The organism is Mucilaginibacter oryzae (assembly GCF_003148845.1).
GTDB lineage: Bacteria > Bacteroidota > Bacteroidia > Sphingobacteriales > Sphingobacteriaceae > Mucilaginibacter > Mucilaginibacter oryzae.
In genome coordinates, this window is sequence record NZ_QGHA01000006.1 from 1 (window position 1) to 25,620 (window position 25,620).

The 25,620-nt window shown below is 43.6% G+C and carries 25 protein-coding genes and 1 pseudogene; 14 read left to right on the plus strand and 12 right to left on the minus strand.

Annotated features, from left to right (window positions below; genetic code table 11):
• Positions 1-230: pseudogene (locus LX99_RS26115) on the plus strand (hypothetical protein); the annotation flags it as partial.
• A gap of 32 nt (positions 231-262) precedes the next feature.
• Here the strand turns inward: LX99_RS26115 and LX99_RS16245 are convergent.
• Together LX99_RS16245 and LX99_RS16250 are read right to left on the minus strand one after the other, a co-directional pair.
• Entirely contained in the window at positions 263-577 is a 315-nt protein-coding gene (locus tag LX99_RS16245; protein ID WP_109608838.1) for a hypothetical protein, read from the minus strand.
• A gap of 2 nt (positions 578-579) precedes the next feature.
• On the minus strand, positions 580-1,656 hold the full coding sequence (locus tag LX99_RS16250; protein ID WP_109608839.1) for a site-specific integrase: 1,077 nt from the start codon (positions 1,654-1,656) through the stop codon (positions 580-582).
• Positions 1,657-1,855: 199 nt separating this feature from the next.
• Between LX99_RS16250 and hemW the strand changes: the two genes are divergently transcribed.
• From hemW to LX99_RS16270, 4 genes are all read left to right on the plus strand, one after another.
• On the plus strand, positions 1,856-2,977 hold the full coding sequence (gene hemW, locus LX99_RS16255; RefSeq protein WP_109608840.1) for a radical SAM family heme chaperone HemW: 1,122 nt from the start codon (positions 1,856-1,858) through the stop codon (positions 2,975-2,977).
• Between the two features lie 101 nt (positions 2,978-3,078).
• Positions 3,079-3,627: a fasciclin domain-containing protein gene (locus LX99_RS16260; protein ID WP_109608841.1), complete on the plus strand. Its 549-nt coding sequence runs from the start codon at positions 3,079-3,081 to the stop codon at positions 3,625-3,627.
• Positions 3,628-3,848: 221 nt separating this feature from the next.
• On the plus strand, positions 3,849-4,727 hold the full coding sequence (locus tag LX99_RS16265) for a cupin-like domain-containing protein (protein WP_022831660.1): 879 nt from the start codon (positions 3,849-3,851) through the stop codon (positions 4,725-4,727).
• Between the two features lie 128 nt (positions 4,728-4,855).
• Positions 4,856-5,737 (plus strand): cupin-like domain-containing protein, encoded by an 882-nt coding sequence (locus LX99_RS16270; RefSeq protein ID WP_109608842.1) that lies wholly within the window; start codon positions 4,856-4,858, stop codon positions 5,735-5,737.
• 140 nt (positions 5,738-5,877) lie between these two features.
• Here the strand turns inward: LX99_RS16270 and LX99_RS16275 are convergent, their stop codons facing one another.
• Together LX99_RS16275 and LX99_RS16280 are read right to left on the minus strand one after the other, a co-directional pair.
• Positions 5,878-6,354 carry an adenylyltransferase/cytidyltransferase family protein gene (locus LX99_RS16275; RefSeq protein ID WP_022831662.1) on the minus strand — a complete coding sequence of 159 codons (477 nt, stop codon included), beginning with the start codon at positions 6,352-6,354 and terminating at the stop codon, positions 5,878-5,880.
• Between the two features lie 62 nt (positions 6,355-6,416).
• Positions 6,417-6,836, minus strand: a complete 420-nt coding sequence (locus LX99_RS16280) for a YybH family protein (RefSeq protein ID WP_109608843.1) — start codon at positions 6,834-6,836, stop codon at positions 6,417-6,419.
• 255 nt (positions 6,837-7,091) lie between these two features.
• Between LX99_RS16280 and LX99_RS16285 the strand changes: the two genes are divergently transcribed.
• The 7 genes from LX99_RS16285 (at position 7,092) to LX99_RS16315 (ending at position 14,589) form a co-directional block, all read left to right on the plus strand.
• On the plus strand, positions 7,092-7,970 hold the full coding sequence (locus tag LX99_RS16285; protein WP_109608844.1) for a carbohydrate kinase family protein: 879 nt from the start codon (positions 7,092-7,094) through the stop codon (positions 7,968-7,970).
• A gap of 309 nt (positions 7,971-8,279) precedes the next feature.
• A complete protein-coding gene (locus LX99_RS16290; protein ID WP_031266468.1) occupies positions 8,280-9,377 on the plus strand; it encodes a vWA domain-containing protein in 1,098 nt (365 codons plus the stop codon).
• 153 nt (positions 9,378-9,530) lie between these two features.
• Positions 9,531-11,036, plus strand: coding sequence for a sigma 54-interacting transcriptional regulator (locus tag LX99_RS16295; RefSeq protein ID WP_109608845.1), 1,506 nt, complete (start codon positions 9,531-9,533; stop codon positions 11,034-11,036).
• 14 nt (positions 11,037-11,050) lie between these two features.
• Positions 11,051-12,355, plus strand: coding sequence for a metallophosphoesterase (locus LX99_RS16300; RefSeq protein ID WP_109608846.1), 1,305 nt, complete (start codon positions 11,051-11,053; stop codon positions 12,353-12,355).
• A gap of 32 nt (positions 12,356-12,387) precedes the next feature.
• Positions 12,388-13,278 carry a UbiA prenyltransferase family protein gene (locus LX99_RS16305; protein WP_245927946.1) on the plus strand — a complete coding sequence of 297 codons (891 nt, stop codon included), beginning with the start codon at positions 12,388-12,390 and terminating at the stop codon, positions 13,276-13,278.
• A gap of 6 nt (positions 13,279-13,284) precedes the next feature.
• Positions 13,285-13,905 (plus strand): class I SAM-dependent methyltransferase, encoded by a 621-nt coding sequence (locus tag LX99_RS16310; protein ID WP_109608848.1) that lies wholly within the window; start codon positions 13,285-13,287, stop codon positions 13,903-13,905.
• A 288-nt stretch (positions 13,906-14,193) separates the two neighbouring features.
• Entirely contained in the window at positions 14,194-14,589 is a 396-nt protein-coding gene (locus tag LX99_RS16315; RefSeq protein ID WP_109608849.1) for a hypothetical protein, read from the plus strand.
• A 65-nt stretch (positions 14,590-14,654) separates the two neighbouring features.
• On the opposite strand, the gene uvrC is transcribed toward LX99_RS16315, so the two are convergent.
• The 4 genes from uvrC to LX99_RS16335 all read right to left on the minus strand — a co-directional run bounded on the left by uvrC (position 14,655) and on the right by LX99_RS16335 (position 20,911).
• Complete coding sequence (gene uvrC, locus LX99_RS16320) at positions 14,655-16,478, minus strand: excinuclease ABC subunit UvrC (RefSeq protein ID WP_109608850.1); 1,824 nt, start codon at positions 16,476-16,478, stop codon at positions 14,655-14,657.
• Positions 16,479-16,666: 188 nt separating this feature from the next.
• Complete coding sequence (locus LX99_RS16325; RefSeq protein WP_022830876.1) at positions 16,667-17,359, minus strand: response regulator transcription factor; 693 nt, start codon at positions 17,357-17,359, stop codon at positions 16,667-16,669.
• A 3-nt stretch (positions 17,360-17,362) separates the two neighbouring features.
• Positions 17,363-19,009 carry a sensor histidine kinase gene (locus LX99_RS16330; protein WP_109608851.1) on the minus strand — a complete coding sequence of 549 codons (1,647 nt, stop codon included), beginning with the start codon at positions 19,007-19,009 and terminating at the stop codon, positions 17,363-17,365.
• Positions 19,010-19,018: 9 nt separating this feature from the next.
• A complete protein-coding gene (locus tag LX99_RS16335) occupies positions 19,019-20,911 on the minus strand; it encodes an alpha/beta hydrolase family protein (protein ID WP_109608852.1) in 1,893 nt (630 codons plus the stop codon).
• A 153-nt stretch (positions 20,912-21,064) separates the two neighbouring features.
• Between LX99_RS16335 and LX99_RS16340 the strand changes: the two genes are divergently transcribed.
• Positions 21,065-22,867 carry a tetratricopeptide repeat protein gene (locus tag LX99_RS16340; protein WP_109608853.1) on the plus strand — a complete coding sequence of 601 codons (1,803 nt, stop codon included), beginning with the start codon at positions 21,065-21,067 and terminating at the stop codon, positions 22,865-22,867.
• A gap of 119 nt (positions 22,868-22,986) precedes the next feature.
• The gene (locus LX99_RS16345) at positions 22,987-23,289 is read left to right on the plus strand and encodes a DUF4286 family protein (protein WP_109608854.1); all 303 of its coding nucleotides are present in this window, start codon (positions 22,987-22,989) and stop codon (positions 23,287-23,289) included.
• Positions 23,290-23,371: 82 nt separating this feature from the next.
• On the opposite strand, the gene LX99_RS16350 is transcribed toward LX99_RS16345, so the two are convergent.
• From LX99_RS16350 to LX99_RS16365, 4 genes are all read right to left on the minus strand, one after another.
• Positions 23,372-24,202, minus strand: a complete 831-nt coding sequence (locus LX99_RS16350; RefSeq protein ID WP_109608855.1) for an OmpA family protein — start codon at positions 24,200-24,202, stop codon at positions 23,372-23,374.
• A gap of 23 nt (positions 24,203-24,225) precedes the next feature.
• Entirely contained in the window at positions 24,226-24,888 is a 663-nt protein-coding gene (locus LX99_RS16355) for a DUF2461 domain-containing protein (RefSeq protein WP_109608856.1), read from the minus strand.
• Positions 24,866-25,270, minus strand: a complete 405-nt coding sequence (locus LX99_RS16360; protein ID WP_031266233.1) for a hypothetical protein — start codon at positions 25,268-25,270, stop codon at positions 24,866-24,868. The genes LX99_RS16355 and LX99_RS16360 overlap by 23 nt, the downstream gene beginning before the upstream one ends.
• A gap of 65 nt (positions 25,271-25,335) precedes the next feature.
• Positions 25,336-25,614, minus strand: a complete 279-nt coding sequence (locus LX99_RS16365) for a hypothetical protein (RefSeq protein WP_109608857.1) — start codon at positions 25,612-25,614, stop codon at positions 25,336-25,338.
• Positions 25,615-25,620: the final 6 nt, after the last annotated feature.

Genomic DNA, 25,620 nt, shown 5'->3' on the forward strand with positions numbered 1-25,620 from the left:
GGATGTACAATTATAATAATGAACGGACCCATAGCGGGAAATACTGCTTTGGTAAAACGCCCATGCAAACGCTCATCGACAGTATACCAATGGCACAGGAAAAGTTATTGGAGAGGCTCGCCGATGACCAGATTCTTCAGAGCCCTCACAAAAAGGGCTCAGAAGAATCTGTGTCGATGCATTTACACGAGAAAAAACTATATTCACAAATCAAAGCTGACAACTTATAAAAACACACAACTGTCAGATCAAATAGTGGCTATTACATCATCAGCAGATAGTGAAAAATGCTTACATTGGTATAAAACAACCGAAGCTTGTTAACCTCTATCGGATCAAGACCCTCAAAGTTAACCTTAACCTGCAATAAACGCTCCTGTGTTGGTAAATGATGAAAACGGCCACTAAGCTCATCCTGCCAGTTTTTAAAACTTACAGATAAAAATAATTGAACGGGTAATAGCCAAATGCCTAATATGCCAAAGGTAATAATCAGCGGCAAGCGTATTCCCGGAACCAAAAGGTAGACCAAGGTAAAGGCAATTACTAGACCGATTTCAAAGAAAACCTTTCTCATATTCAAAGTTTAGGAAATTTCAACATTTCGTTTCGTTTCTTCTCGTCAACGATTTTGGCGTAGATTTGGGTCATTTCAATTTTACTGTGCCCCAGCAATTCTTTCATAGTATATATGTCGATTCCAAAAGTCAGGCCAATGGTTGCAAACGTGTGACGGGCAGCGTGGAAATGGAGATTTTTTTTCAGACCAGCTTCCAATGCCCAGAATTTTAAATAAACATTTACCACCTGACTCGTTGGCAAATCCCAAAACACTTTTTTATTTGTAGGATGCTTTATCACTTTTGTAATAATCTTTTTTGCTTCATCGGCCAATGGTACAGTAACAATTTTCTTTGTCGTTTTCGCCGGTCGAAATATCAACTGATCGTTAACAATTTCATCGTAATGCAACTTCTTGATATCCGAAAAACGCAAACCAGTAAAACAAGAAAATATAAAAGCTTCCCTGATCTGGCTGTTACCTCTTTTGGGAACGAAATTAGCTAAGGTTCTAACTTCCTCGATAGTGAGCGTGGTGCGCTCCGAGTCTTCCTCCTCAATAATCCTAAAATTAACAAATGGAGAAGTTTGAATAATCCCTTTAATTACTAGCTTATTGAAATGCTGCCTAAACACAGACATGTAAGCATTAGTTGTATTTCTGCTAACCTGATTAAGAAGGTAACTCTGAAACTTATCTAAAAATTCTTCATCTACTTCCTGGAATAATACGGTTCGTTTGGGGCAATACTTTCCGAGATGAATGATCAAGCATTCCAGTTTATAGTTAAATTTCTTTGCAAGGCATTGGTCAAGATAGTCCTGCAAATAATAATTGATTTTGGCAGGTTGCTTATAGCCATGCTCCGAGAAATTCAATTCGTCTTCCCTTTTATTACGCAGTGCTTTAATAATTTTCATCTTTTCTTTATCAGCCTCGCTAACACGGCTTGCTGCATCAGAATAGTCTTTATCTACATAAATCTTAAGAAACTCGTAGTTGCGTTTACTTTTACCCTCACCGGCATTGGAATAGACATCCAAATAAGCACTAAATTTGCCTGTGCTTAGCTTTTTATATCTAATAGTTACCATGACTTATCGATTAGCGTTTAATTGTTACTTTTGTTACTTATGAAACCTAAATAGTAACGCTCGAGTAACAAAAATAACATAAAATGGAATAAAAAACAAAAGATTAAGAAAGCTAACAAAGTGCTTTTTAATACTGATAATCAAAATATTGACATCATTAACCTATCCCATTCATTACGGGATTACATACTCTTAAAGCATGGCCGGAATTTACATCCATATCCCTTTTTGCAAACAGGCTTGCCACTACTGCGATTTCCATTTCAGCACATCATTAAAATATAAAGATGAAATGCTGCAGGCTTTATTGCAGGAGATTAAACTGCAGAAAAGCTACCTGGATAATGAAACTATCCAAACCATTTATTTTGGCGGCGGTACGCCATCCGTTTTAGAGGGGGATGAAATCAGCGGTATCATCGATGCTATTACTGATCTGCATACAGTTTCATCCACTGCCGAAATTACTTTAGAGGCCAACCCCGACGACCTGAAGGCTGATAAAATCAAAGCTTTGCGGCAAACCCCCGTTAACCGGTTCAGCATCGGCATCCAGTCGTTTTATGATGAGGACCTGATTTGGATGAACCGCGTACACCGGGGACAGGAGGCAGAAGCATCGGTAAAACGGGCGCAGGATGCCGGATTTGAAAACATTACCGCCGACCTGATTTATGGTTACCCCATGTTAAGTGATACCAAATGGAAATATAACCTCGATAAAATTTTTGATCTGGATATTCCGCATATATCCTCATACAGTATGACAGTTGAGCCGCAAACGGCCCTCGCCTCATTCATCAGGAAAAAGAAACAAGCCCCCTTAAACGAGCAGCAAAGCGCCGAACAGTTTATAGTACTGATGGATGCGATGCAGGCGCGTGGTTTTGAACACTATGAAATTTCCAATTTTTGCAAGCCCGGACACTATTCCCAGCATAATTCCAATTACTGGAAGGGGGCTAAATACCTGGGCATAGGCCCATCGGCACACTCCTATAATGGTGACACCCGTGCATGGAATATCGCTAACAATGCCAAATATATCCAGTCAATCGAAAAAAACAACATCCCCGCCGAAGCCGAGGTACTGACGGAAGAAAACCGGCTGAACGAATATATCATGACCTCGCTGCGCACTATCTGGGGCCTTGATCTTGATCACCTGAACCAGATTGCCAAAGGCACCGCCGACCAGCTATTAAAAGAAGCTGCCGATTTTTTTGACCGGGAATGGATTATCCGTAAAGAAAATACTATTTACCTTACCAACCGGGGTAAACTATACGCCGACCATATCGCCGCCGAACTGTTTTTCTAAACCTTTGCTGTTTTTTTGCAGTCAGTACTTTGTTACAAAGCAAAATGGTTTTAAAAACTGTTTATCTTTAAATAATCGTACTATATTTATAACCTGCAATTATGAAAAAACTGCAAATCGTCATCGCATTATTATTGGTAACTTATCTCGCGGCGCCAAAAGTTTTCGCACAAAAAACCGTGGGCGGTGCGGTAATGTCGCCAGCTAAAAATATTGTACAAAATGCTTCCGGCTCAACAGACCATACTACGCTGGTAAATGCCATTAAAGCCGCCGGGTTGACCCCTACCTTATCCGGTGCCGGGCCTTACACTGTTTTTGCCCCTACAAACGAAGCCTTTTCGCAATTGCCTGCCGGTACAATTGATAACCTTATGAAACCGGCCAGCAAGGCAAGCCTGATTAAGCTACTCACCTACCATGTAGTACCGGGTAAATTAACCTCGGCCGATTTGCTGACCAGGGTAAAAGAAGGTAAGGGCAAACTGGAGTTAAATACCTTAAGCGGCGGTACCATCACCGTAATGTCGCAGGGAACAAAGCTTTACCTGGTTGATGAAAAAGGCGGCAAATCATTGATTACCATAGCCGATGTGGCACAAAGCAACGGCATAATCCATGTAGTTAATTCGGTGCTTAAACCCAATTAAGTTGGCGGCAGTTAAATGGATGCAGCGGCAGCTGTAATATTATTAGTTCACAGTAAATAGTTTAGCGCTGAAGTTAGCCCATGCTGCATCCTTTTATCTTATTTATACGTGTCGCTACCGCTACCGCCACTAAGAATAACTGTCAGTTGATTTTCAAAATCCCTTAAATAGTTTACATATTTTTTACAAAGAATTAATTTTGCTCATTAATTAACGTAAAAATGAGTATAACCCTCACACCAATTGATAGTGTAGATTATATAAGCAAAGAAGACTTTGTTAACAATTATCTGAATCCGCGTAAACCGCTGATTATCCGCAAGGCTACCGAAACCTGGCCCGCTCTACAAAAATGGACTTTCGATTACCTGAAAGAAACCGTTGGTGATATTACTGTTCCCTTATATAACAGCGCCAAAGCCGATCCTTCCAAGGCTATCAACGCGGCTTCGGGCGAGATGAAGTTTGGCGATTATATCGACCTGATCCGGAGAGAGCCTACCGATTTAAGGATCTTTTTATTCGACCCCATAAAACATGCCCCTAAGCTGCTGGATGATTACCGCTCACCATCTGATTTAATGGGCGGCTTTTTGGATAAATACCCCAACATGTTTTTCGGGGGTTCCGGCTCAGTTACTTTTTTACATTACGATATCGACCTGGCCCACATTTTCCATACTCATTTTAATGGCCGCAAGCATGTGATGCTGTTTGACCAAAAGTGGACTGAGCGCCTGTACTGTATTCCCTTTGCCACCTACGCACTGGAAGATTATGATATCGCCAACCCCGATTTTAAAAAATTCCCGGCGCTTGACGGAATTGAAGGCCAGGAGGCGATACTTGAACACGGCGATACCCTGTTTATGCCTACCGGTTACTGGCACTGGATGAAATACCTGACCGGATCTTTTTCAATATCATTACGCGCCTGGGATAAATCATGGGCTATTAAAGCTAAAAGCCTTTACAACCTCACCTTGCAGCGCAAGTTTGATAACCTGATGAAAGCAAGGTTTAAAAAAGACTATATGGACTGGAAAGAAAACCTGGCTATAAAACGCGCCAACAAAGCCCTTGCGGCAGGCAAACCTTAATATTATACATTAGTTGATACTACTTTGGCGTTTATTTCGTTATTTTGAATGCTTTTAAATAAGTAAGAAACATTGTTGTAACTTTATTTTAAAATAAGCATAACCCCCTAAGTAACAAAAACTATATTATGTGCTTCATTCTTAACCCGATCGATACGGTTGAAAATATTTCTCCCGAAGATTTTAAGAAGAATTATTTAGACCCACGTCGCCCGCTGGTTATTAAAGGGCTTACCAAAAGCTGGCCTGCCCGCGAAAAATGGACACCCGAGTATTTAAAACAAGTGGTTGGTAATAAAGTGGTGCCGCTGTATGATAATTCAAAAGCCGATCCGTCAAAACCGATCAACTCCCGGGCATCAGAAATGCCTTTTGATGAGTATATCGATCTGATCCGCAGCCAGCCAACCGAACTGAGGATTTTTTTCTTCAATATATTTAAACAGGCCCCCCAGCTTTTAGATGATATCGTTTTGCCTAAAGATTTAATGGGCGGCTTTTTAGAAAGCATGCCGGCCATGTTTTTCGGCGGATCAAACTCGGTAACTTTTTTACATTACGATATTGACCTTCCGCATATTTTCCACACCCACTTTGGCGGCCGTAAACATGTGATTTTGTTTGAAAATAAATGGAAACGCCGTTTATACTGCATCCCTAACGCTACTTACGCCCTGGAGGACTATGATGTATTAAACCCCGACGTTAAAAAGTTCCCGGCCCTGGATGGGGTTGAAGGTATTGAAGTATTCCTTGAACATGGCGATACCCTGTTTATGCCAACCGGCTATTGGCACTGGATGAAATACATTGATGGCTCATACTCACTGAGCCTGCGCGCCTGGGACGCGAGCCTAACCCGTAAGGCGGCAAGCGTGTACAACCTGGCCGTTAAAGGCGGGGTTGACAGTGCGTTAAAAATGCTATTTAAGGAAAGGTATGCCAAATTCCGCGAAGAGCTGGCTATAAAATGGGCCAATAAAGAACTGGCTGAAGGAAAGCCTTTTTAATATAGCTTAAAGTTTTAAACCGTTTAAAAAAACAGCGATTGGTTTACCAATCGCTGTTCTTTTTATCCCCGTATCGCCGCTGCGTAAGTCCGCTTTTTGATCAACAACTCCAGTGAGGTGAGTACTCGCAAACCTAAACTTTATACTTGATAATAGCTCCTAACCGCCTGGGGTAACAGGTGCGCGTACAGGGAAGGTTCCTGCCTGATGCGCTCGGCCGCTACGGGCACCACTTTGCAGGGTTCTTCGTAAATAACGCTTTCGCAATCTAAAAAACGGCCCATATAAGCCCCGTATGATTCTGATGCAAATATCACATCAATATGCGGCAACTGCTTTTTGAGATAGCTGGCCCACAACCTCGACATGTTTTCGACCGATACGGTTGCTTCGGGTAACATCGCCTCTTCGTAGTTTAACAATACCGGCTTAACTCGGTCGTTATCCGCATAAGTTTGTTTAAGCCATTCAAGCCTCGCGTTGCCGGGTACCGGCTCATCATCGGTTGCACCAACTAATACCACCAATTCGTCGCAATGCTCAAGGGCATAACCAATCAGGGCCATATGCCCCATATGCAGCGGCAAAAACTTCCCAATTACCAAACCTCGTTTCATGCCGCAAAATTAAACAAATTTACAATTCTACCCTCTGCTACCTTATAGCAATCACTAATCCGCTAAGAAGTATGATCGCAAACTATTTTCCACTTACCGTTAATCTTCCTGAACCACAGGGTAAAATAACCTCCCGGGGTATCCTTTTCGCGGTCGAGTTTCCACCCGCCTAAAACAAAAGCGTTTTTAGGGTCGAGCAATTTTACCTGGATAATAGTGAAAGTGAGTTGCCCCATGGCTGCCTTATCGGGATACGATTTTTTATAATGATCGAGCGTTGTTTGCCAGCCGTAGGTCGGGGCTTCCTTGCCAACAAATAGCAATGAGTCTGATTTCCAGTACCCTTGCATAAAATCGTCGATATCGCCGCGGTTCCAGGCCAACTGCTGGGTATGGAGAACCTTGAGGATGGCCTGTTTATCCTGCGCGAAACAGCAAACCGACATAGTTAGGAGAATAGTGCTTAGGATTAGTTTTTTCATAATGATTAGTTGTCTGAACTTAGTTTAAGGCATTATCCGAATTAACAGAATAAAAACAACAAATACTACTAATCATCCAATTCATTTAATGGGGATTTTAGTATTGAAAAAGCACATCTAAAAAAATCAGTGAAATCAAAAAAGGCGTTAAAATCTTCCAAAAAGAAAAGGCATCGAAATCAAGCTTATCATCAGCAATCAATGGTTCTTTACTATATTTGATTTTCATCCTCATCAAAAAAACAAACAGTAAATATGAAAAATACGGTATTAAGCTTTGGCGAAGTGTTATGGGATGCTTTTGGCGATGGCAAAAAGGCCGGCGGCGCGCCGATGAATGTAGCGAGGCATTTAGTACAGCAGGGGGTCGACGTTAGCTTTGCAAGCTCCGTGGGTATGGATAATTCGGGCGATGGGCTGATCGCCTTCTTAAAAAACAGCGGCTTGTATTCTGGCCTGATCCAGCAGGATGATGAATTTCCAACCTGCGAGGTTACTGTACAGCTTGACGAGAACAATACCGCCACTTATATCATCCCCGAGCCTGTATCATGGGATAATATTGAATTAACAACAGCGCTTAGCAAAGCGGCTAAGGCGGCTACAGCAATTGTGTTTGGCAGCCTGGCGTGCCGCGGTACCAAAACCCGCGAAACCTTATTAAACCTGCTTGATGATACCCCGGCCTTAAAAGTGTTTGATGTAAACCTGCGGCCGCCGCATTATACGCTATCCACCATCGAAACACTGGTAGCGCGGGCCGATGTGGTGAAAATGAACGAGGAAGAAGCGGATTTACTGATAGGCGGCGGCAGTGCGCCTCTACGCGAAAAGATCATCGAGTTCCGGTCTAAATATCACGTTAAAACTATTTGTGTTACCCGTGGCGAACACGGCGCCCTGGTATGGCACGATCATGAATTTTTTGACAGTCCCGGCTGCCCGGTAAAGGTGGCAGATACCGTGGGCGCGGGCGATGCTTTCCTGGCCACCTTTGTATCCGGCCTGCTTTCGGGCAAACCTATGCAGCAGGTTGTTGATAAGGCCTGCTCGGTAGGATCGTACGTGGCCAGCCAGCGTGGTGCAAACCCGGTTTATCCGCCCGAGTTGCTGAATAGTTTGGCATATATTTAATTTTTTAATTTCGGATTTCGGACGTTCGATTTCGGATTTGATTGAATTGAGTTTATCCAATTTGTCAATAAGCAGAATATCAGCCGGATATTTGACACACTAATAAATCAATAAAATCTAATCTGCGAAAATCGGTGTAATCAAAATTCAATCGGTGTAATCCCCAATAATAAAATCCGAAATCGAACATCCGAAATCAGAAATGACCAAATCAAATTGTCATGCTTACCTAACAATTTGATTTATCGGCAGCAGGGGAAAACTTTTACTGAAAATTATCCGTTCCTTTATGTACAGAAAGGACAAAATATGCGCGGTTTTGGATTTTCCAAATTTGAGCCCAACCAGATCCCTAAAGGCGGATTTGACGAATTATTAAAACTATTCCTCGAGTTGCTCAACTACACTTCGGGCGACGCTGGCGAAGCTTTAGCCTGGCTCAACGAACTCGATAAACAATACAACCTCACCAACGATGATTACGGCATGGGCGATTTCATTGATGAGCTGAAGCAAAAAGGCTATTTGAATGAGGATAATCAAAACGGCGAGTTCAGCATCACCGCTAAAACGGAGCAAAGCATCAGGCAATCGGCACTGGAAGAAATTTTCGGTAAGCTGAAAAAATCAGGCAAAGGCAATCACCGCTCCCCCCAATCGGGCCAGGGCGATGAGAAAAATGCGGAACGCCGCGAGTTTGAGTTCGGGGATAGCCTGGACCAGATAGATATGACCCAATCTATCCACAATGCCCAGGTAAACCACGGCATTGGCGATTTTATGATGACCGAGCGCGACCTGGAAGTGGAGGAAATGGATTATAAAACCCTCACTTCAACCGTGCTGATGATCGATATTTCGCACTCGATGATCCTTTACGGTGAAGACAGGATTACCCCGGCCAAAAAAGTAGCGATGGCCCTTGCCGAGCTGATCAGGACAAAATACCCGAAAGACACCCTGGACATAGTTGTTTTTGGCAATGATGCATGGCCGATAAGCCTGCAGGATCTGCCTTATTTACAGGTAGGCCCTTACCACACCAATACCTATGCAGGTTTAGAACTGGCAACAGATCTGCTCCGCAGAAGAAAAACCCACAACAAACAGATTTTTATGATTACCGATGGTAAGCCCACCTGTTTAAAAGAAGGCACCCGGTATTATAAAAACAGCATAGGTCTGGATAGAAAAGTGGTTAATAAAACGCTGAACATGGCGGCGCAATGCAAGCGGTTAAAAATACCCATCACCACCTTTATGATAGCCAAAGACCCATACTTGCAGCAGTTTGTACGTAAATTTACGGAAACCAATGGCGGCAAAGCATTTTACAGCTCGCTAACGGGCCTGGGCGAATACATTTTTGAAGATTACATTAAAAACCGGAGAAAGACGGTGAGGTGAGTTGGAAAGTCGGAAAGTCCGCAAGTCGGAAAGTCCGGAAGATTGGGCTCGATAAATGATTAAATAAAAATTAAACCGCGCTTCTGGACTTGCGGACTAAAATAAATCTTCCGTACTTACGGACCTACCGACTTCCGGACTAAAACATAACGAATGAGCAAACTATTAGATATAAAAACCCTCGGCCAGTTAAAGCAAACAAACTATAAAAGCCGTTCGGTTAAAGATGAACTCCGCGCCAACCTGATTGAGCAGTTAAAAAAACGCGAAGGGGGGTTTGAAGGCATTATCGGTTTTGAAGATACGGTTATCCCCGATCTGCAAACTGCTATATTATCGCGCCATAACATATTGCTGCTGGGCTTACGCGGCCAGGCTAAAACCCGTATAGCGCGCCTGCTGGTAAACCTGCTTGACGAATACATCCCTTATATTGAAGGATCTGAATTGTTTGATGACCCTTACAACCCCATATCGTGGTACGGCCATAGCGTTATTACCGAAAAAGGAGATGACACCCCCATTGGCTGGATCCACCGTTCGGAGCGTTATACCGAAAAGCTGGCCACCCCGGATGTTACCGTTGCCGATTTAATTGGCGATGTTGACCCCATCAAGGCAGCTACGCTGAAACTAACCTATTCAGACGAACGCGTGATCCACTTCGGGTTAATTCCGCGCGCGCACCGCGGCATTTTTGTAATTAACGAGCTGCCCGATCTGCAGGCCCGTATCCAGGTATCGCTGTTTAACATCCTGCAGGAAAAAGATATCCAGATCCGCGGTTTTAAACTCCGTTTGCCATTGGATCTCCAGTTTGTATTTACGGCAAACCCCGAGGATTATACTAACCGCGGTTCGATAGTAACGCCGTTAAAAGACCGTATCGAAAGTCAGATCCTTACACATTACCCACGTTCGATAGAGATTTCACGTAAAATAACACAACAGGAAGCCTCTTTAACCGATGACCAGCGTATAGCTGTTGAGGCCGACGGACTGGTTAAAAACCTGGTGGAACAAATCGCCTTTGAAGCCCGCAACTCGGAGTATATCGACAAAAAATCGGGCGTATCAGCGCGTTTAACTATTTCGGCTTATGAAAACCTTATCAGCAATGCCGAACGCCGGATGATCATCAACAACGAAAAAACAACTTTTGTACGCATAACCGACTTTTTAGGGGTGATCCCGGCTATTACCGGTAAAATTGAACTGGTATACGAAGGCGAACTGGAAGGCCCGGGTAAAGTAGCCAACATTCTGATAGGTAAGGCCATCAAAAGCTTATTGCTGTCGTTTTTCCCAGATCCGGAAAAGGCAAAAAAAGCCAAAGCGCCCAATCCATATGCTGCCATCATTAACTGGTTTAGCGATGGTAATACTTTAGCATTAGTTGACGACATGCCACTGCAGGAATACAAAAAAGCACTGGATGAAGTTACCGGCCTTAAAGACTTGGTTAAAAAGATACACCCCCGCCTTGCCGAAAACCAGCAATTGTTACTGATGGAATTTGTGCTGCATGGCCTGTCGGAGTTTTCGCAGTTAAATAAAGGATTTTTGGATAATGGTTTCGCATTTTCGGATATGTTTAACAGTTTGTTTAACTTGCAGCCCGATGATGATGACCTTGATATTGACGACGACCGATACTAAACACCAGCGCTGATATGATATTGAAAGCGCTGAGCCTTTTATTTTGGATTATAGTTGAACTACTGGTTGACCGGTACACTTTAACGGGTATCCGCGGCGCGTTCCCGAAATGGCGATTGCTTAAATCAAAAGCATTCGCCATTTTTTATTGGGGATGCTCGGCGATGATTGTAACTGCACTGCTAACAGGCGGCTATGCCGATTTTGCCGGTACCGGCGTAAGGGCCGGGTGCTTGCTGGCAACATTTGTATTGCTGATTTGTAAAACAGTGTTTATTTTTTTTGTTTTTGCCGACGATATCAGGCGTAAGTTTATCTCCAAAAAGAAAATAACAACCACTACTAACACCCCGATTCCGGATACTTCCGCTACAACTGATACTGAACCCCCAACGTCAAATACGATACCCCGTTCTGAATTTCTGCTTAAAGCCGGCCTGCTTGCCGCTGCTGTTCCGTTAGCTGCCATAAAAAAAGCGATGCCAAAAGGCTCGTACGATTACCATGTATGGTATCAAACCATGTACCTGCCTAACTTGCCAAAAGCTTTTGATGGTTTACGGATAGGCCAGATCTCGGATATCCACTCCGGCAGTTTTTACAACAAAAAAGCGGTATTGGGCGGTGTGGAAATGTTGCTGCGGGAAAAAACAGACGTTATATTCTTTACCGGCGACCTGGTAAACGGTGAAGCCACCGAAATGAAAGATTACCAAGACATTTTCAGCAAAGTAAAGGCGCCGCTTGGCGTATTCTCCACCCTCGGCAACCATGATTACGGCGATTATGGCGACTGGAATTCTATCGCAGATAAACAACGGAACCACCGCGATTTGATAGCCACCCACAAAAACATGGGTTGGGATTTACTGCTTAATGAAAACCGCCGCCTTAAAGTGGGCAACGAAGAGATAGGCATTTTAGGCATTGAAAACTGGAGCGAGTACAGCCGCTTCCCTAAATATGGCCGCATGGACCTCGCCACAAAAAATACAGATGACCTGCCTGTAAAACTGCTGTTATCGCATGATCCATCGCACTGGCGTGCCGAGGTATTGCCTAAATACCCCCAAATTGATGCCATGTTTGCCGGGCATACCCACGGCATGCAGTTTGGCGTACGTACCGAACATTTCCAGTTAAGCCCTATTACCTATGTTTACAATGAATGGGCCGGTCATTACCAGGAAAACAAACAACAATTATATGTGAATGTGGGCTTTGGTTTTGTTGGTTTAACCGGCAGGGTTGGAATATTGCCGGAGATTACGATATTTACATTAAAAGCGGGTCATGATCCGGCGCTACCAGTTTCCTAAATGATCGGGCACAAGCTCCTACTCCATTACCGATGAAGAAATTACTACAACCTGTATTAGATTTCCTGCTCTTCAGTAATATATTCATGTCGCTTTGCGCGGTTGCGCAGGCTTTACTTACCTTTCACCTGATCGGCTCAAAACCCCTGTTTCCTGTTTTGGGGCTACTGTTTACATCAACGCTGGGCATTTATAACTTCTGCATCCTGGTAACCAAACCTGTAAAACCCGAAAAATCGCCCTACAAGCGTGTGCGTTGGTTTTTTGCCCATTACCGGCTGATGGTTACCTTCACCATCGTCTCGCTGCTGTCGCTCGTCCCTTTATTTTTTATCATCACTACCGAATCCAAAATCCTGCTCATATTTCTGGGCGTATTATCTTTTGGATATGGTTTACCTTTATTTACTGTAGGCGAGCAAAAGTTTGGCCTGCGTAATATCCCCGGGCTCAAACCATTTTTAATAACCCTGGTATGGACAATGAGCTGCGTACTGTTCCCGGTACTCGAATCGATGCACAGGCACCTTACTGGTGTTACCATGCGCGATACTACTATTCTGATAGCCAAACGATTCCTGTTTATCGGCGCGCTTACTATCCCCTTTGATATCCGCGACCTGTTTGATGACCGTAAAATGGGCCTTAAAACCATCCCGGTGGTTTGGGGCGAAAAAAAAGCATACCTGTTTTGCCAGGTATTGCTTGCGGGATATATCATCCTGTTGTTCATGTTCAGGCAGTATGGCTTTAATCTTGATTTTTTTGCGCTCACCCTTACCGTGGTCCTCACCGGCTGGCTCATCTTCAAATCGGCCTGGCAAAAAAACGAGTATTACTACTTCTTTTATATGGATGGCGTACTTATCCTGCAGTATGCTTTGGTGGTGGCATTTAATGCCGTAAAGTATATTATCCGTTAATAACCGATGGCGGCCAATTATGATAACTCTGCCTGGTTTTACGATAACCTTTCGCGGCTGGTTTATGGCAAGGCATTAATAAAAGCGCAGGTTTATCTGCTGAATATGGTGCCCCCGGGCAGCAAAATCCTTATCGCGGGGGGCGGTACCGGCTGGATCCTGGAAGAATTGAGCAAAATTCACCCGGGCGACTTAACCATAACCTATGTTGAGGTTTCGGCCAATATGCTTGCCCTCTCTCAAAAAAGAAAAACCGGCCAAAACAAAGTTATCTTTATGAACAATGCCGTCGAAAACGTCAACCTCGACGCCGACTTTGATGTGATCATCACACCGTTTTTGTTTGATAATTTTTTGGATGAAACTGTAGACCGGGTTTTTAACCACCTTCATAGGCTTCTGAAACCGGGCGGGATCTGGCTCAATGCCGATTTTCAGCTTACCGGCCGCTGGTGGCAAAACGTGTTGCTTAAAAGCATGTTTATATTTTTCAGGCTGCTTTGCGGCATAGAAGCCGGCAGGTTACCGGCTATAGAAAAGCGTTTTAATAATGCCGCCTATAAAATTATTGACGACAAAACTTTTTTCGGGGATTTTATTGTATCGCGCGTTTATACCAGGCCCTGATCCGGCAATAGCCTACACTAATCCGCCGGGGAAGGTCAATTTTATATGCCAATAACACCCCTGCACTGACCAACCTTTATTCTCGATAGACGAACTCCCCTTTTTCTCCGACCAACACCCCAATTATCGACAAAACGCCTTTTTTAGGGTTTTTTGCTCTTTTTTTAGTGTTGGTCTATTTGTTTAGGTAGCTGGTATAACACTTTTTAGCAGTCAAAATATATGTTGTTCATTTGATCATTGAAAATAACAACAACAAAATTTAATCACTCTAAAAACTTTATAGCCATGAAAACCTCAATCAAATTATCAGCATTATTCTTCGTATTAAGTACCATCGTTTTCGCCGCAAATACAGCCAGCGCCAAAGACAATACAGATATTAACCCTAAAGTAAAACAGACCGTTAGCTATGATCTTCTTGACCATGACCGCGGTTTAAAACTTACCATGGCCAAATCAGAAAGCGGCCGTACCTATGTACGTTTTTATAGCAACGACGGCCAGCTTATAATGAAGGATGTAGTTAATACCAAAACAGCCGTAAGTAAAGGATACGTTTTTTCAGAACTTGATCTCGGCGATTATAACCTTGAAATTGCTTCGGACGGTAAAGTGATCAAAGAAACGGTACACGTTTACCTGGACGGTGACCAGAAATCATTTTACATCGCCCAAAAATAATCCGCTCCGCTTTATTTAATCAGGGCCCCGGCTTACAGCCGGGGCTTTGCTGTTTCTCAACAGGGTTATGAAGATGCAACAACTTCCCCTCCCCCGAAATAAGCCAGTATTGCCCTGGCCTGTTTCAGGTTCACCACCTCCAAAAGCACTTCCTCGGTAGCCTCCCGCACTTTTTTTACCGACTTAAAGTATTTTAAAAGTTTCTCGGCTGTGGTTTTACCAATGCCGTCTATCAGCTCAAGCTCGGTAACAAGCGTACCTTTGTCGCGCTTTTTACGGTGAAAGGTAATACCGAAACGGTGCGCCTCATCCCTAAGGTGCTGGATCACCTTCAGTGTTTCTGATTTTTTATCGAGGTACATCGGGTATTGATCGTTAGGATAGTAAAGTTCCTCCAATCGTTTTGCGATACCGATAACGGTTACCTTTTTATCGATCCCCAACAGCTTAAGGCTGTGCATAGCCGACGATAGCTGCCCCTTGCCGCCGTCAATTACAATCAGTTGAGGTAATTCTGTGCCTTCATCCAGCATGCGGCGGTAACGGCGGTGTACGGCTTCTTCCATGGTGGCAAAATCGTTAGGCCCTTCAACGGTTTTTACGTTAAAATGCCGGTAATCTTTCTTGGATGGCTTGCCGTCTTTAAACACTACTATAGCCGATACCGGGTATTTACCCTGGAAGTTAGAGTTATCAAAACACTCGATATGCCGGGGCAACTGGTTCATGCGTAAATCCTTCATCATTTGCGTAAGCAGGCGCTCAGTGCGTACTTCGGGGTTCAGTTTTTCGTACTGATCTATCTTTTCCTTTTTAAAGAACTGCACATTTTTTTGCGACAGATCTAACAGCTTACGTTTTTCGCCCAGTTTAGGTACCGTAAATTTGATATTGGGGTGATCTTCCAGGTCGATATCAAACGGAACGATGATCTCCTTACTATCGCTGCTGTAGCGGCTCCTGAACTCGGATATGGCCAGCGTAAGCAGTTCCTCATCCGTTTCGTCAAGTTTCTTTTTCAGCTCGATGGTTTGGGTCTGGATCACTGTACCATTCATCACCTTTAAAAAGTTCACAAATGCCAGCTTCTCTTCCGAAGCAATGCTAAATACATCCACATCGGTAATGGATGAGTTTACGATGGTTGATTTGCTCTGGTAATTCTCCAGCATATCAAACTTACGTTTAAGGCGGTGGGCCAGCTCAAAATTCATATCCATGGCAGCGGCTTCCATTTCATTTTTTAAACGGCGGAGCACCGCGCCTATCTTACCGTTCAGGATATCCTTAATTTCTTCAATGCTGTTATCATAATCGTCCTCCGTCTGGAAGTTTTGGCAGGGGCCTTTGCAATTACCCAGCTGGTATTCCAAACAAACCTTAAACTTGCCTTTATCAATATTTTCGCGGGTAAGTGCCAGGTTGCAGGTACGCAGGGGGTAAGTTTCCTTAATTAAACCAAGAATATTGTGCATCATGCTTACCGAAGCGTACGGGCCGAGGTATTTAGAGCCATCTTTAACAATGCGGCGCGTCCAGAAAATGCGCGGAAAGTTTTCGTTTTTGATAATGATCCAGGGGTAGGTTTTATCATCCTTCAGCAATACGTTGTAACGCGGCTGATGCTTTTTAATCATGCTGTTTTCCAGCAGCCAGGCGTCAACCTCGGTATCAACAATAGTAAAAGTTATAGCACGTATTTTTGATACCAGCACCCTTGTTTTAGCATTGATATGGATATCCTGGTTAAAGTATGAGCCAACGCGGTTGCGCAGATCTTTGGCTTTGCCAATATATATCAGTTCGTTTTCACTATCCCAGTACTGGTACACACCGGGCTTGTGCGGAATATTTTTTAAAGCAGCCTTGTAGTCAAATTTCTCGCTCACTTAAGTATTGGTTTTAATTAAAAACGCCGTCGGGATTTAAACCTCAGGCTAAGCCCGGAAAAATCACAACATACAAAAATAGCTATTGATGATCAATAGCTATACACTTATGCCCTTAATAACCCGGGCACTTTAAAACTTTACAAAACAGCTATATACCAATATAACAGCCCAAGCCGCTAACTAACTTATTGGTTATAAACAAACTTATACCCTATTCCGCGCACCGTTTGTAAATATTGCGGTGAATCGGCATTGGTTTCTATCTTTTTACGCAGGCGTACAATATGCATATCCAGGGTACGGGTATTAACATCGGCGTTGTAGCCCCAAACTTCCATCATCAGCTCTTCGCGGTTAATTACCTTATTTTTGTTTTTGAGGAAGTACAACAAAATCCTGTTTTCGAGAATGGTGAGCTCAATTTTACGGCCATCACGAATAAGCAGGTGCGTATTGGGCAGGTGCTCCATGTTGGCAAACTTGTACGATTCGGGCTTTTCACTGTTTAATGAAAACTTGATCTTGTTCTCGATCAGGGCCACCAACACGTCCATATTGTAGGGTTTGGTAACATAATCAGATACGCCGAAGTTGTAAGCCTCAATTTTGTCAACATCCTGGGCTTTAGCGGTCATCATGATGATGAGCTTATCGAAACCTTTTGCACGGATGTTGCCGCAAACTTCCGAGCCTGATTTACCTGGCAGCATCCAATCCAGTAAAACAATATCTGGTTGCTCTTCCAATATTATGGTCTCCGCGTCGTTACCATTATCAGCTTCCAGTACCTTGTAACCTTCAGATTGTAAGCGTTCGGCAACCAGGAAACGCAGGTTTTCATCGTCTTCAACCAGCGCGATTTTAATTTCTCTGTTCATATTTTAATTTTCGTATGGAAGCGTAACAACAAATTCTGAGCCTTCATTTATTTTACTGTGAACGGTGATATCACCGTTCATAAAATTAACCAGTTCTTTACAAAATGCCAAACCCAGGCCAACGCTCCCGTTTTGGTTATATTGGTTTTCTATCCTGTAAAACTTTTTAAACACGTTACCCAATTCATTTTTAGGGATGCCTATCCCCTTATCAGCAAATGAAAATACAATATTGCGCTTTTCCTGTGAAATATTGATGAACAGTTCTTTCTGGTGCGGATGCGAATATTTGTACGCGTTTTCAATCAGGTTTTGAAACACACTTCCTAATAATACCGGATCGGTGTAAAAAGTTTGCACGCCCGTAATTTTATAAACCAGGTTAAAATTGGGGTATTTAATTTTAAAGGTTTCAATGTACCTGCCAACAAAACTATCCAATGCAATCTCTTCTTTTTTAAGGGTGATGGATTTGTTTTCGAGCTGGGTAAAGGAGAGCAGTTTGTTCATCAACTCGTTCAGTTTATCGGCCTCTTCATCCAAAATTTTGCCGTAGTGGCGGCGTTGCCGTTCGGTAAGCTCGCCATCGCCCTTCAGGTTCGAGCCTGCTATTTTAATAACGCTTACCGGCGTTTTAAACTCGTGGGTAAAGTTGTTGATAAAATCGTACTGAAGCTTAAACAGCTTGATATTTACATTCAGGTTGCGGTAAATAAGCCAGCCAATCAATATCAAAATCCCGGTCATAACTAATACCACGGCGCCAATGGGCATAAATCGCCGGTTAATCTCGGTGGTGAGGTATCCCTGTGCAGAACTGAAAAACAGCTTATAATCAGAAAAAGCGCCCGGGAAGGATACTTCGGTGATCAGTTTATCCCCCTCGCTGTCTATCGGGTCGTAAACCACCGGCGTGATGGTTACGTTTTCATATAATTCAGGATGCGTGTTTTTTACCTTCATCAAATAAGGATCAAGATAAAAAGTCACCATGTTTTGTTTGTAAGTGGCGCCCTTGGCATTACCCAATACCTGCATGTTACGATAAATACGCACATCTTCTCTACGTAAAATGTTGGTATAACTGATCTTATCAGGCTTTACATCCCAAAAGGCCTTAAACAGCTCGTCCTGGGTTGATATTTTCGATGTATCAGAAAAAGCCACATAATTACTTAGTTTTACCGCCATCTCCCTGAAATCATCCTCATTGGTACCGTTATGCTGCCGCGAACCTTTAACCACTCCTTTTTCATTCCAGTATTGGTAAACCGCCGTGGCAGATATATTAAGATTATTCCGGTTAACAGTGAAACCTGTTTTGCCACCTATCAGGGCATCGTAAAAAATAATGCGCCGCACAAAGCCGAAATCGTTAAAAACCGTGGCGGCGTATTTTCCTGCCGAAGCCGAATCCAGGAACCCCTGGTACGATGTTATCTCGGGAATTTTATTCTGAAAAAAATCGTTATAGGGCTTAACGGTTTGCTCCAGTACTTCAATCTTTTTGGAGGCAAACTCATTTTCAACATACTTGGCAGTAAGGTTATAAGATATAAACAGCGCCACCACAAAAGTGATGGATATGAACACCAGGAAAATGATGATCAATAAACGGTTTTGCCTGTAAGCGTTTTTCTGTACTGCCATAGCCGCGGCTTAAGGTTTAACCCGCATATTTTTATCCAGGAACTTCTCAATTTCGGTATACATTTCCATACGGTTATGCTCGCTCCTGAAGTAGGCCCGTTCGTTAGGTTTTAAAAAGTATTTAACATCAACATTCCGTTTGCGCAGTTCGCGTACAAACTGGTTAAGCTCGCTGATGTTTGCCCGCTGATCTTTTGCGCCCTGGAAGATAATTAAAGGTACCTTTATTTTATCGGTATGAAAAACCGGCGAAATGGCCCTGAGCTGGTCGGCATCTGTTTCGGGGTTGCCTACCATTTCGTAAACCATTTTTAAATAAGGTTTAACAAAAGGCGGGGCATCTTTAATGTAGGTAAAAAAGTTGATCAGGCCATATTGTACCACCGCGCAATTATACAGCTCGGGATGAAAAGACACACCATACAAAGCCGAAAACCCGCCAAACCGACCGCCAAAAATGGCTATCTTTTTAGGGTTGGCTATTTTGGTATCGATAAGCCAATGCACCCCATCGGTAATATCATCCTGAATTTTACCGCCCACCTGCTTGTAACCCGCGCTCCTGAAGGCTTTGCCATAACCGGTTGAGCCGCGGTAGTTAACCTGAAAAACGGCATAACCACGGTTGGCCAAAAACTGTACCTGCTCATCATACCCCCACAAATCGCGGCCCCAGGGCCCATCATGAGGCATCACCACTACGGGGTAATCGTCCTTTTTATTACCAAGCGGCAATGTCAGGTAGCCGTTTATCAGCAAGCCGTCGCGGGCTTTGAATGATATCGGCTTCATTTCGCAAAGCTCGTTGGGCAAAAGGCTTGAATTTACGTCACCCAATTTGTTCAACTTCCCGGTACTTTTCTCATACAGGTAATAGGAGCCTGGGTTGCGGTCGGTATAAGTATTTACTATGAATTTGTTTTCAGAACTGTCGCGGTCAACCACCCTGATCTGGTTACCTTTTAACTGCTGCTGAATGATGTTATAAACCTGCTCCATATCCGGCGCCAGAAAATGTTTACGGGGCATGGCTTCATCCCAGCCGGCAAGTTCTATACGGCGTTTGTTTTTGGAGTAATCAACCCAGGTAATATCAGCTTTGGCGCAATCAAAAATAGTACGTACTTCTTTTCCGTCCTCGGCATTGATCTCAACAAGGGCAGTTTTATCGCGGTTTACATTTGATAACGCGTAGAAGTAGTTTTTTATCCCGGTAAATGCTATCGGCCTGACCGTATTTTTGAAATTATTTTCGATGATGGGCTTAAACGGCGCATCCTCATCCGGGCGGAACAAAATGGTTTCGTTCACCCCGTCAGACGCGCGCTCCAGCCTGATGCGACCGTCGGCGTCGGCAAACCATTCGGTTATGTTACCGGGGTTAAGCAGGTATGTTTTCATTTCGCCGGTTTTGATATTTAAGCGGTAAACATCAAAATTGGCGGGGTCGCGTTCATTGGTTTTTATGGTGATGATATCGGGCTGCTGCCTGTTACGGTTCACCAATCCTATACGAACATTACCAAGCGAAAGAATGGTATGCATACGGTTTGATGCTACATCAAGCGCGTACATTTTTACCGAATCGGTAGCGATAAGATCCTGCGAAAACACCAGTTGGTTAGCATAGGTCCAAAAGTAATCGCCCCTTACCGAATAATCGGCAAAAGAGGTGGCCATGTGCTCTTTCCCGTCGGCCAGCGATTGTATAAATATGTTCTGCTTATCTTTATAAGGCTTAAGATAAGACACATATTTACCATCGGGCGAAATCTTGTAAACGCTCCTTTCCGGCGTTTTAAAAAAGTCGATAATAGGGATCCGCCTTACCTTATTCCCGTTACAGGAAAAGCAGGTAATGATTGCAGTTATAAGAAGAAAAAACCTGGTTCGGCTAAGCATGTTATCGGCACCCTATTTAAATATTGACCTCAAATTAGATAAATAACTTCGATGTTATCAAGATGTCACTACAATTTTACCCTGATATTCCGTTATATAAATAATACCGCAACAGGCATTAATCAATACCTTTAATTGATTATTTTTGAGCAGATGAGGGCTTTATACGCAGTTATTATTTTAGTTTTTTGCTTTAGCGCCAGCCTGTTGGCACAGGATAACGAGCTGTTGCTGGCCAGGCAATACAGCGCCAACGGCGAACCCCAAAAGGCCCTCGAAATACTCCAAAAGCTATACAGGCAAAACAACGAAGCTTACTACAGCAATTATGTAAATGCCCTGCTCAACCTTAAAAAATTTGACGAGGCCGAAAGCATCACCAAAAAACTACAGCGCCGCCACCCTGATGATCACCAGTACTCCATAATGCTGGGCAATATCTATACCCAGGCCGGCAACCTGGAAAAAGCAAATGCCATTTATGATGGTTTGCTCAAAGATCTCCCGGCAAATGTGGGGCAAATTGCCGCGCTGGCATCAGAGTTTTACCAGAACGCCAATATGGATTATGCCATCAAAATATTTCAACAGGGGCGCAAGCTGCTTAAAGATGATAATGCTTTCAGCTATGAGTTGATCAGCCTGTATCGTTTTAAACGCGATAAGGTTGCCCTTACCGAAGAATACCTCAACTTTTTGCCGCAAAACCCCAGCTTAATTAACCAGGCGCAAAACGCGCTTTCAAATGTATACGAGGGCAGCGCCGATTATGATATGCTCAAAGTGGCGCTATTAAAGCGCATTCAGAAAGATCCGCAACAAACCATTTATGCCGACCTGCTTACCTGGCAATACCTGCAGCAAAAAGAGTTTGGCCTGGCGCTTAACCAGGCATTGGCACTGAGCCGCCGGCAAAATGATGATGGCAACAGTATTTATGAGTTGTGCCGTACTTTTATCCAGAACGAGGCTTATGATGAGGCTATCCGCGGTTATGAATACATTATTGAAAAGGGCAAGGCTTCGCCGCTATACATCACCGCCAAAATAGAGCTCATCAACACTAAAAACCTTAAAATAACATCGGGCAAATACCAGCCTACCGATTTGCTTGGCCTCGAAAAGGATTATTACGACCTGCTTACCGAGTTTGGCCGCAATGCAGGCACAGCTTTCGCCATGCAAAAGCTGGCCAATTTACAAGCCTTTAAACTACACAAAACAACCGATGCCCAAAAGCTGCTTGAAGAAGCCGTAAAAACTCCCGGCATCCGCCCGGGCCTGCTTGCCGATTGCAAACTTGATCTGGGCGATATTTACCTCCTTAACAACCAACCCTGGGAAGCCACATTACTATACAGCCAGGTTGAGAAAGACTATCCGGCAACGGCCATTGGCCAGGACGCTGTTTTCCGTAACGCCAAACTGGCCTATTACACCGGCGATTTTACGTGGGCCAAAGGGCAACTGGATGTGTTAAAAGTAGCCACATCGCAACTGATTGCCAATGATGCCCTCAACCTGTTGTTGCTGATTCAGGATAACCTGGCCGCGGATAGTACCGGCGCCGCCCTGAAGATGTATGCACGGGCCGATTTGCAGATCTTTGCCCAAAACCCCGAAAAAGCGATAAGGATATTAGACAGTATCGATAAGAAGTTCCCGAACAACGCCCTGGACGACGATATCCTGATGTCGAAATCGCGCATATTCATCCAGCAAAAGGATTATGCAGCTACGGTTCCGCTGCTTAAAAAGATTGTTGAAGAACACCCCGGAGGCCTTTGGGCCGACGATGCCGTTTTTATGCTGGGCGATATTTACGAAAACCGCCTCGATGATAAAACCGCCGCTAAAAATTATTATCAAAAAATTATTACCGATTATCCCGGCAGCCTGTGGATCAATGAAGCCCGCAAACGGTTCAGGTTATTGAGGGGAGATAAGCCTGTTTAACCATTGTTTCATTGGGTCATTAAGTCATTACTCAACAGCCGGACGATCCTATCTACGCCAAAAAAATGGCTCAATGCCCCAATGACATAATGACTAAAAAGAAATGATTATTTTTGAGGATGATTGTATACAACGATACCATAATAATTGACGAAAGCATTCACGACGAATGGCTTAACTATATTAAAACCGTTCATATCCCGGCCATTATGGCTACAGGGCTTTTCAGCTCGTACAAAATGCTTACGGTGATCGATTCGCCTAACGAAGGGGTAACCTACTGCATCCAGTACAATGCTGAAACCATCGATCATTTTCACCAGTTTTACATGAACCATCTGCACAAATTCCAGGCTACCCACCAGGAAAAGTTTGCCGAAAAGTTTGTGATGTTCAACACGTTGATGGAAGAGGTAGCGTAGATTAAACCTGCCTGCCGTATTATTAACACAAAGTGATTATTAACTAAAAGAGGCTCACGGAATACCGCAAGCCTCTTTCATTTTATTTGGTTGTTATCAAATTATACAACTCATCTAACTTCGGCGTAAGTACTATTTCAATACGCCTGTTTTTTGCCCGGGCTTCGTCGGTACCGGCAGGATCTATCGGCTGGAACTCGCTTTTTCCGGTAGCAGTAAGCCTGTGCGGATCAACACCTTCGGTTTCGGTGAGGTAGCGGGTTACTGATGTTGCACGCAGTACGCTCAAATCCCAGTTATCTTTAATCTGACCAAGGTTTTTTACCTTTTTATCATCGGTATGGCCTTCAACTGCCATATTAATATCAGGTTCCTTATTTACCACTACTGCCAGTTGTTTCAGGGCCGCTTTCCCCTTATCATCAATAATAATACTACCCGACGGGAATAACAATTTATCGGCTAATGATACATAAACCTTTCCGTTCCTGATATCAACCGTTAAACCACTTTGCTGAAAACCCAACAACGCTTTTTGCAATTTGTCCTTCAGGGCATTAGTAGCTTCATCGCGTTTTTTTAGGATACCTTCAACTTCCTTAAGGCGGGCTTCGCGCTTTTTCAGGTCGGCTTCAAGCCTTGCAGCCTGCGATGCCAGTTCGTTAGCTTTTGACGATGTGGCGTCAAGGTTGCTGTTCAGCACACTGTTGTTACTCCTTAAATCGGCAAGCTGGCGGTTAAGGCGCATGGTATCGGCCTGCAGTTGCGCAAGCAGCCCTTCTAACGTGCCCGTACGGTTAGCCAGCGAATCGCGTTCGGCAACCAGGCTCTTATAGGCTTTAGGCGACATAATTTTGCATGAGTATGTTGTTAAACACACTGTAAGCACTAACAAAGCATATTTAATTTTCATGGTAATTAGGGTTTGATCTATGGTTAAGCAAGCGCGTTTTTCAAAAAAACGTTTAAAGGCAAAATGCGGGCACAAATATCAGCCACCAACTGAACCGAATTTGCGCCGGTTATCTCCTCATCGCTTATTTTATGCCAGGCCACAAAACTTTTAAGCTTTAGCAAATCGATATTTTCATTATCAGCCTCATAGCCTTTCGGAACTGTTTTTAGTTGCTCCTGCGCCCTGAAATCGCCAAAAAGCTTGATAAATTCCTGATCATCGATGATCTTTTTCAGGTCGGTAGCATTGTAATCAATTTCCTGGCGGATAGCTTTAAGGTGATCTGCCTCGGGCATCCAATACCCGCCGCCTATAAATGAGTTTCCGGGCTGAATTTGCAGGTAGTATTCTACACCCCCACCTTTGGTACCGGTGGTTGGTAAACTTATTCCAAAGTTATTTTTGTAGGGCGTTTTATCTATCCTGAAACGGATATCGCGGTAAATGCGCATTACACATTTCTTGGCGTCAAGGTTTTCGTCCATCCCCGGGTTGGCTTTCCGTACAATGTCCAGCAACTTGCCTGCAAAGTCTATCACATTTTCACGAGCTTTCTCGTAACGTGACTTGTTGGCGGTAAACCATTCGCGGTTATTATTTTCGGCCAGATCCTTTAAAAAATCAAGACTTTCCTGGTATATCATCGGTATCTAAATAGGATTGATAGTGTATTTTGGGCGATAACCAATACAACAGTATAACACGCGAATATCTGAAATTTATAGGAGCAAGCACCAGGCAGCCTAAAATTATAGTGCCCAAATATAACCAGGGCGAATCGTTATTTTGAGTAACCAGGTAAGTAAGCATGGCAATACCTATGGCCTCGGCCACATTAAGGGCATAGCTAACGTACATAGCCGCATAAAAGTACCCGGGTTCAATCTCGAAAAACAAATTGCAACGCGGGCAATTTAAATTGATTTTGTTAGAGAAACTGTAGGGGCCGCCCTGAAACATATCGCCCCGCCTGCAACGGGGGCATTTACATTTAAGCATTGCCCATGACTTGGGGGTTTGAGACATGGGAAGAAATGTTATTAAAAAACGGTGCCGGTTGATGTGATCAAACCGGCGCCTATAAGTTTTAATTAATTAAGATGCAGTTTTTCGCTGCGGATATCCAATTTAACATCCTTACGGCGATATTTTTTGTACCATACATAACCGCCTATGGCAACAGCAAGGTAAGGCGCCGCTAATAAAAACAGGATGCCGTTGTTTAAACCTTTTGTTTTTGAACTGCCGCTCTGGGCATTAGTTTCAACCTGGGCGGCACACTGCGCACACTGGGCCACTGCAGGCTGGCGGGCAATCAGCATAAGGCCGAAAGCCAGCACAAAAAGAACAATTTTAAAGCTGTTTTTCATACTTAC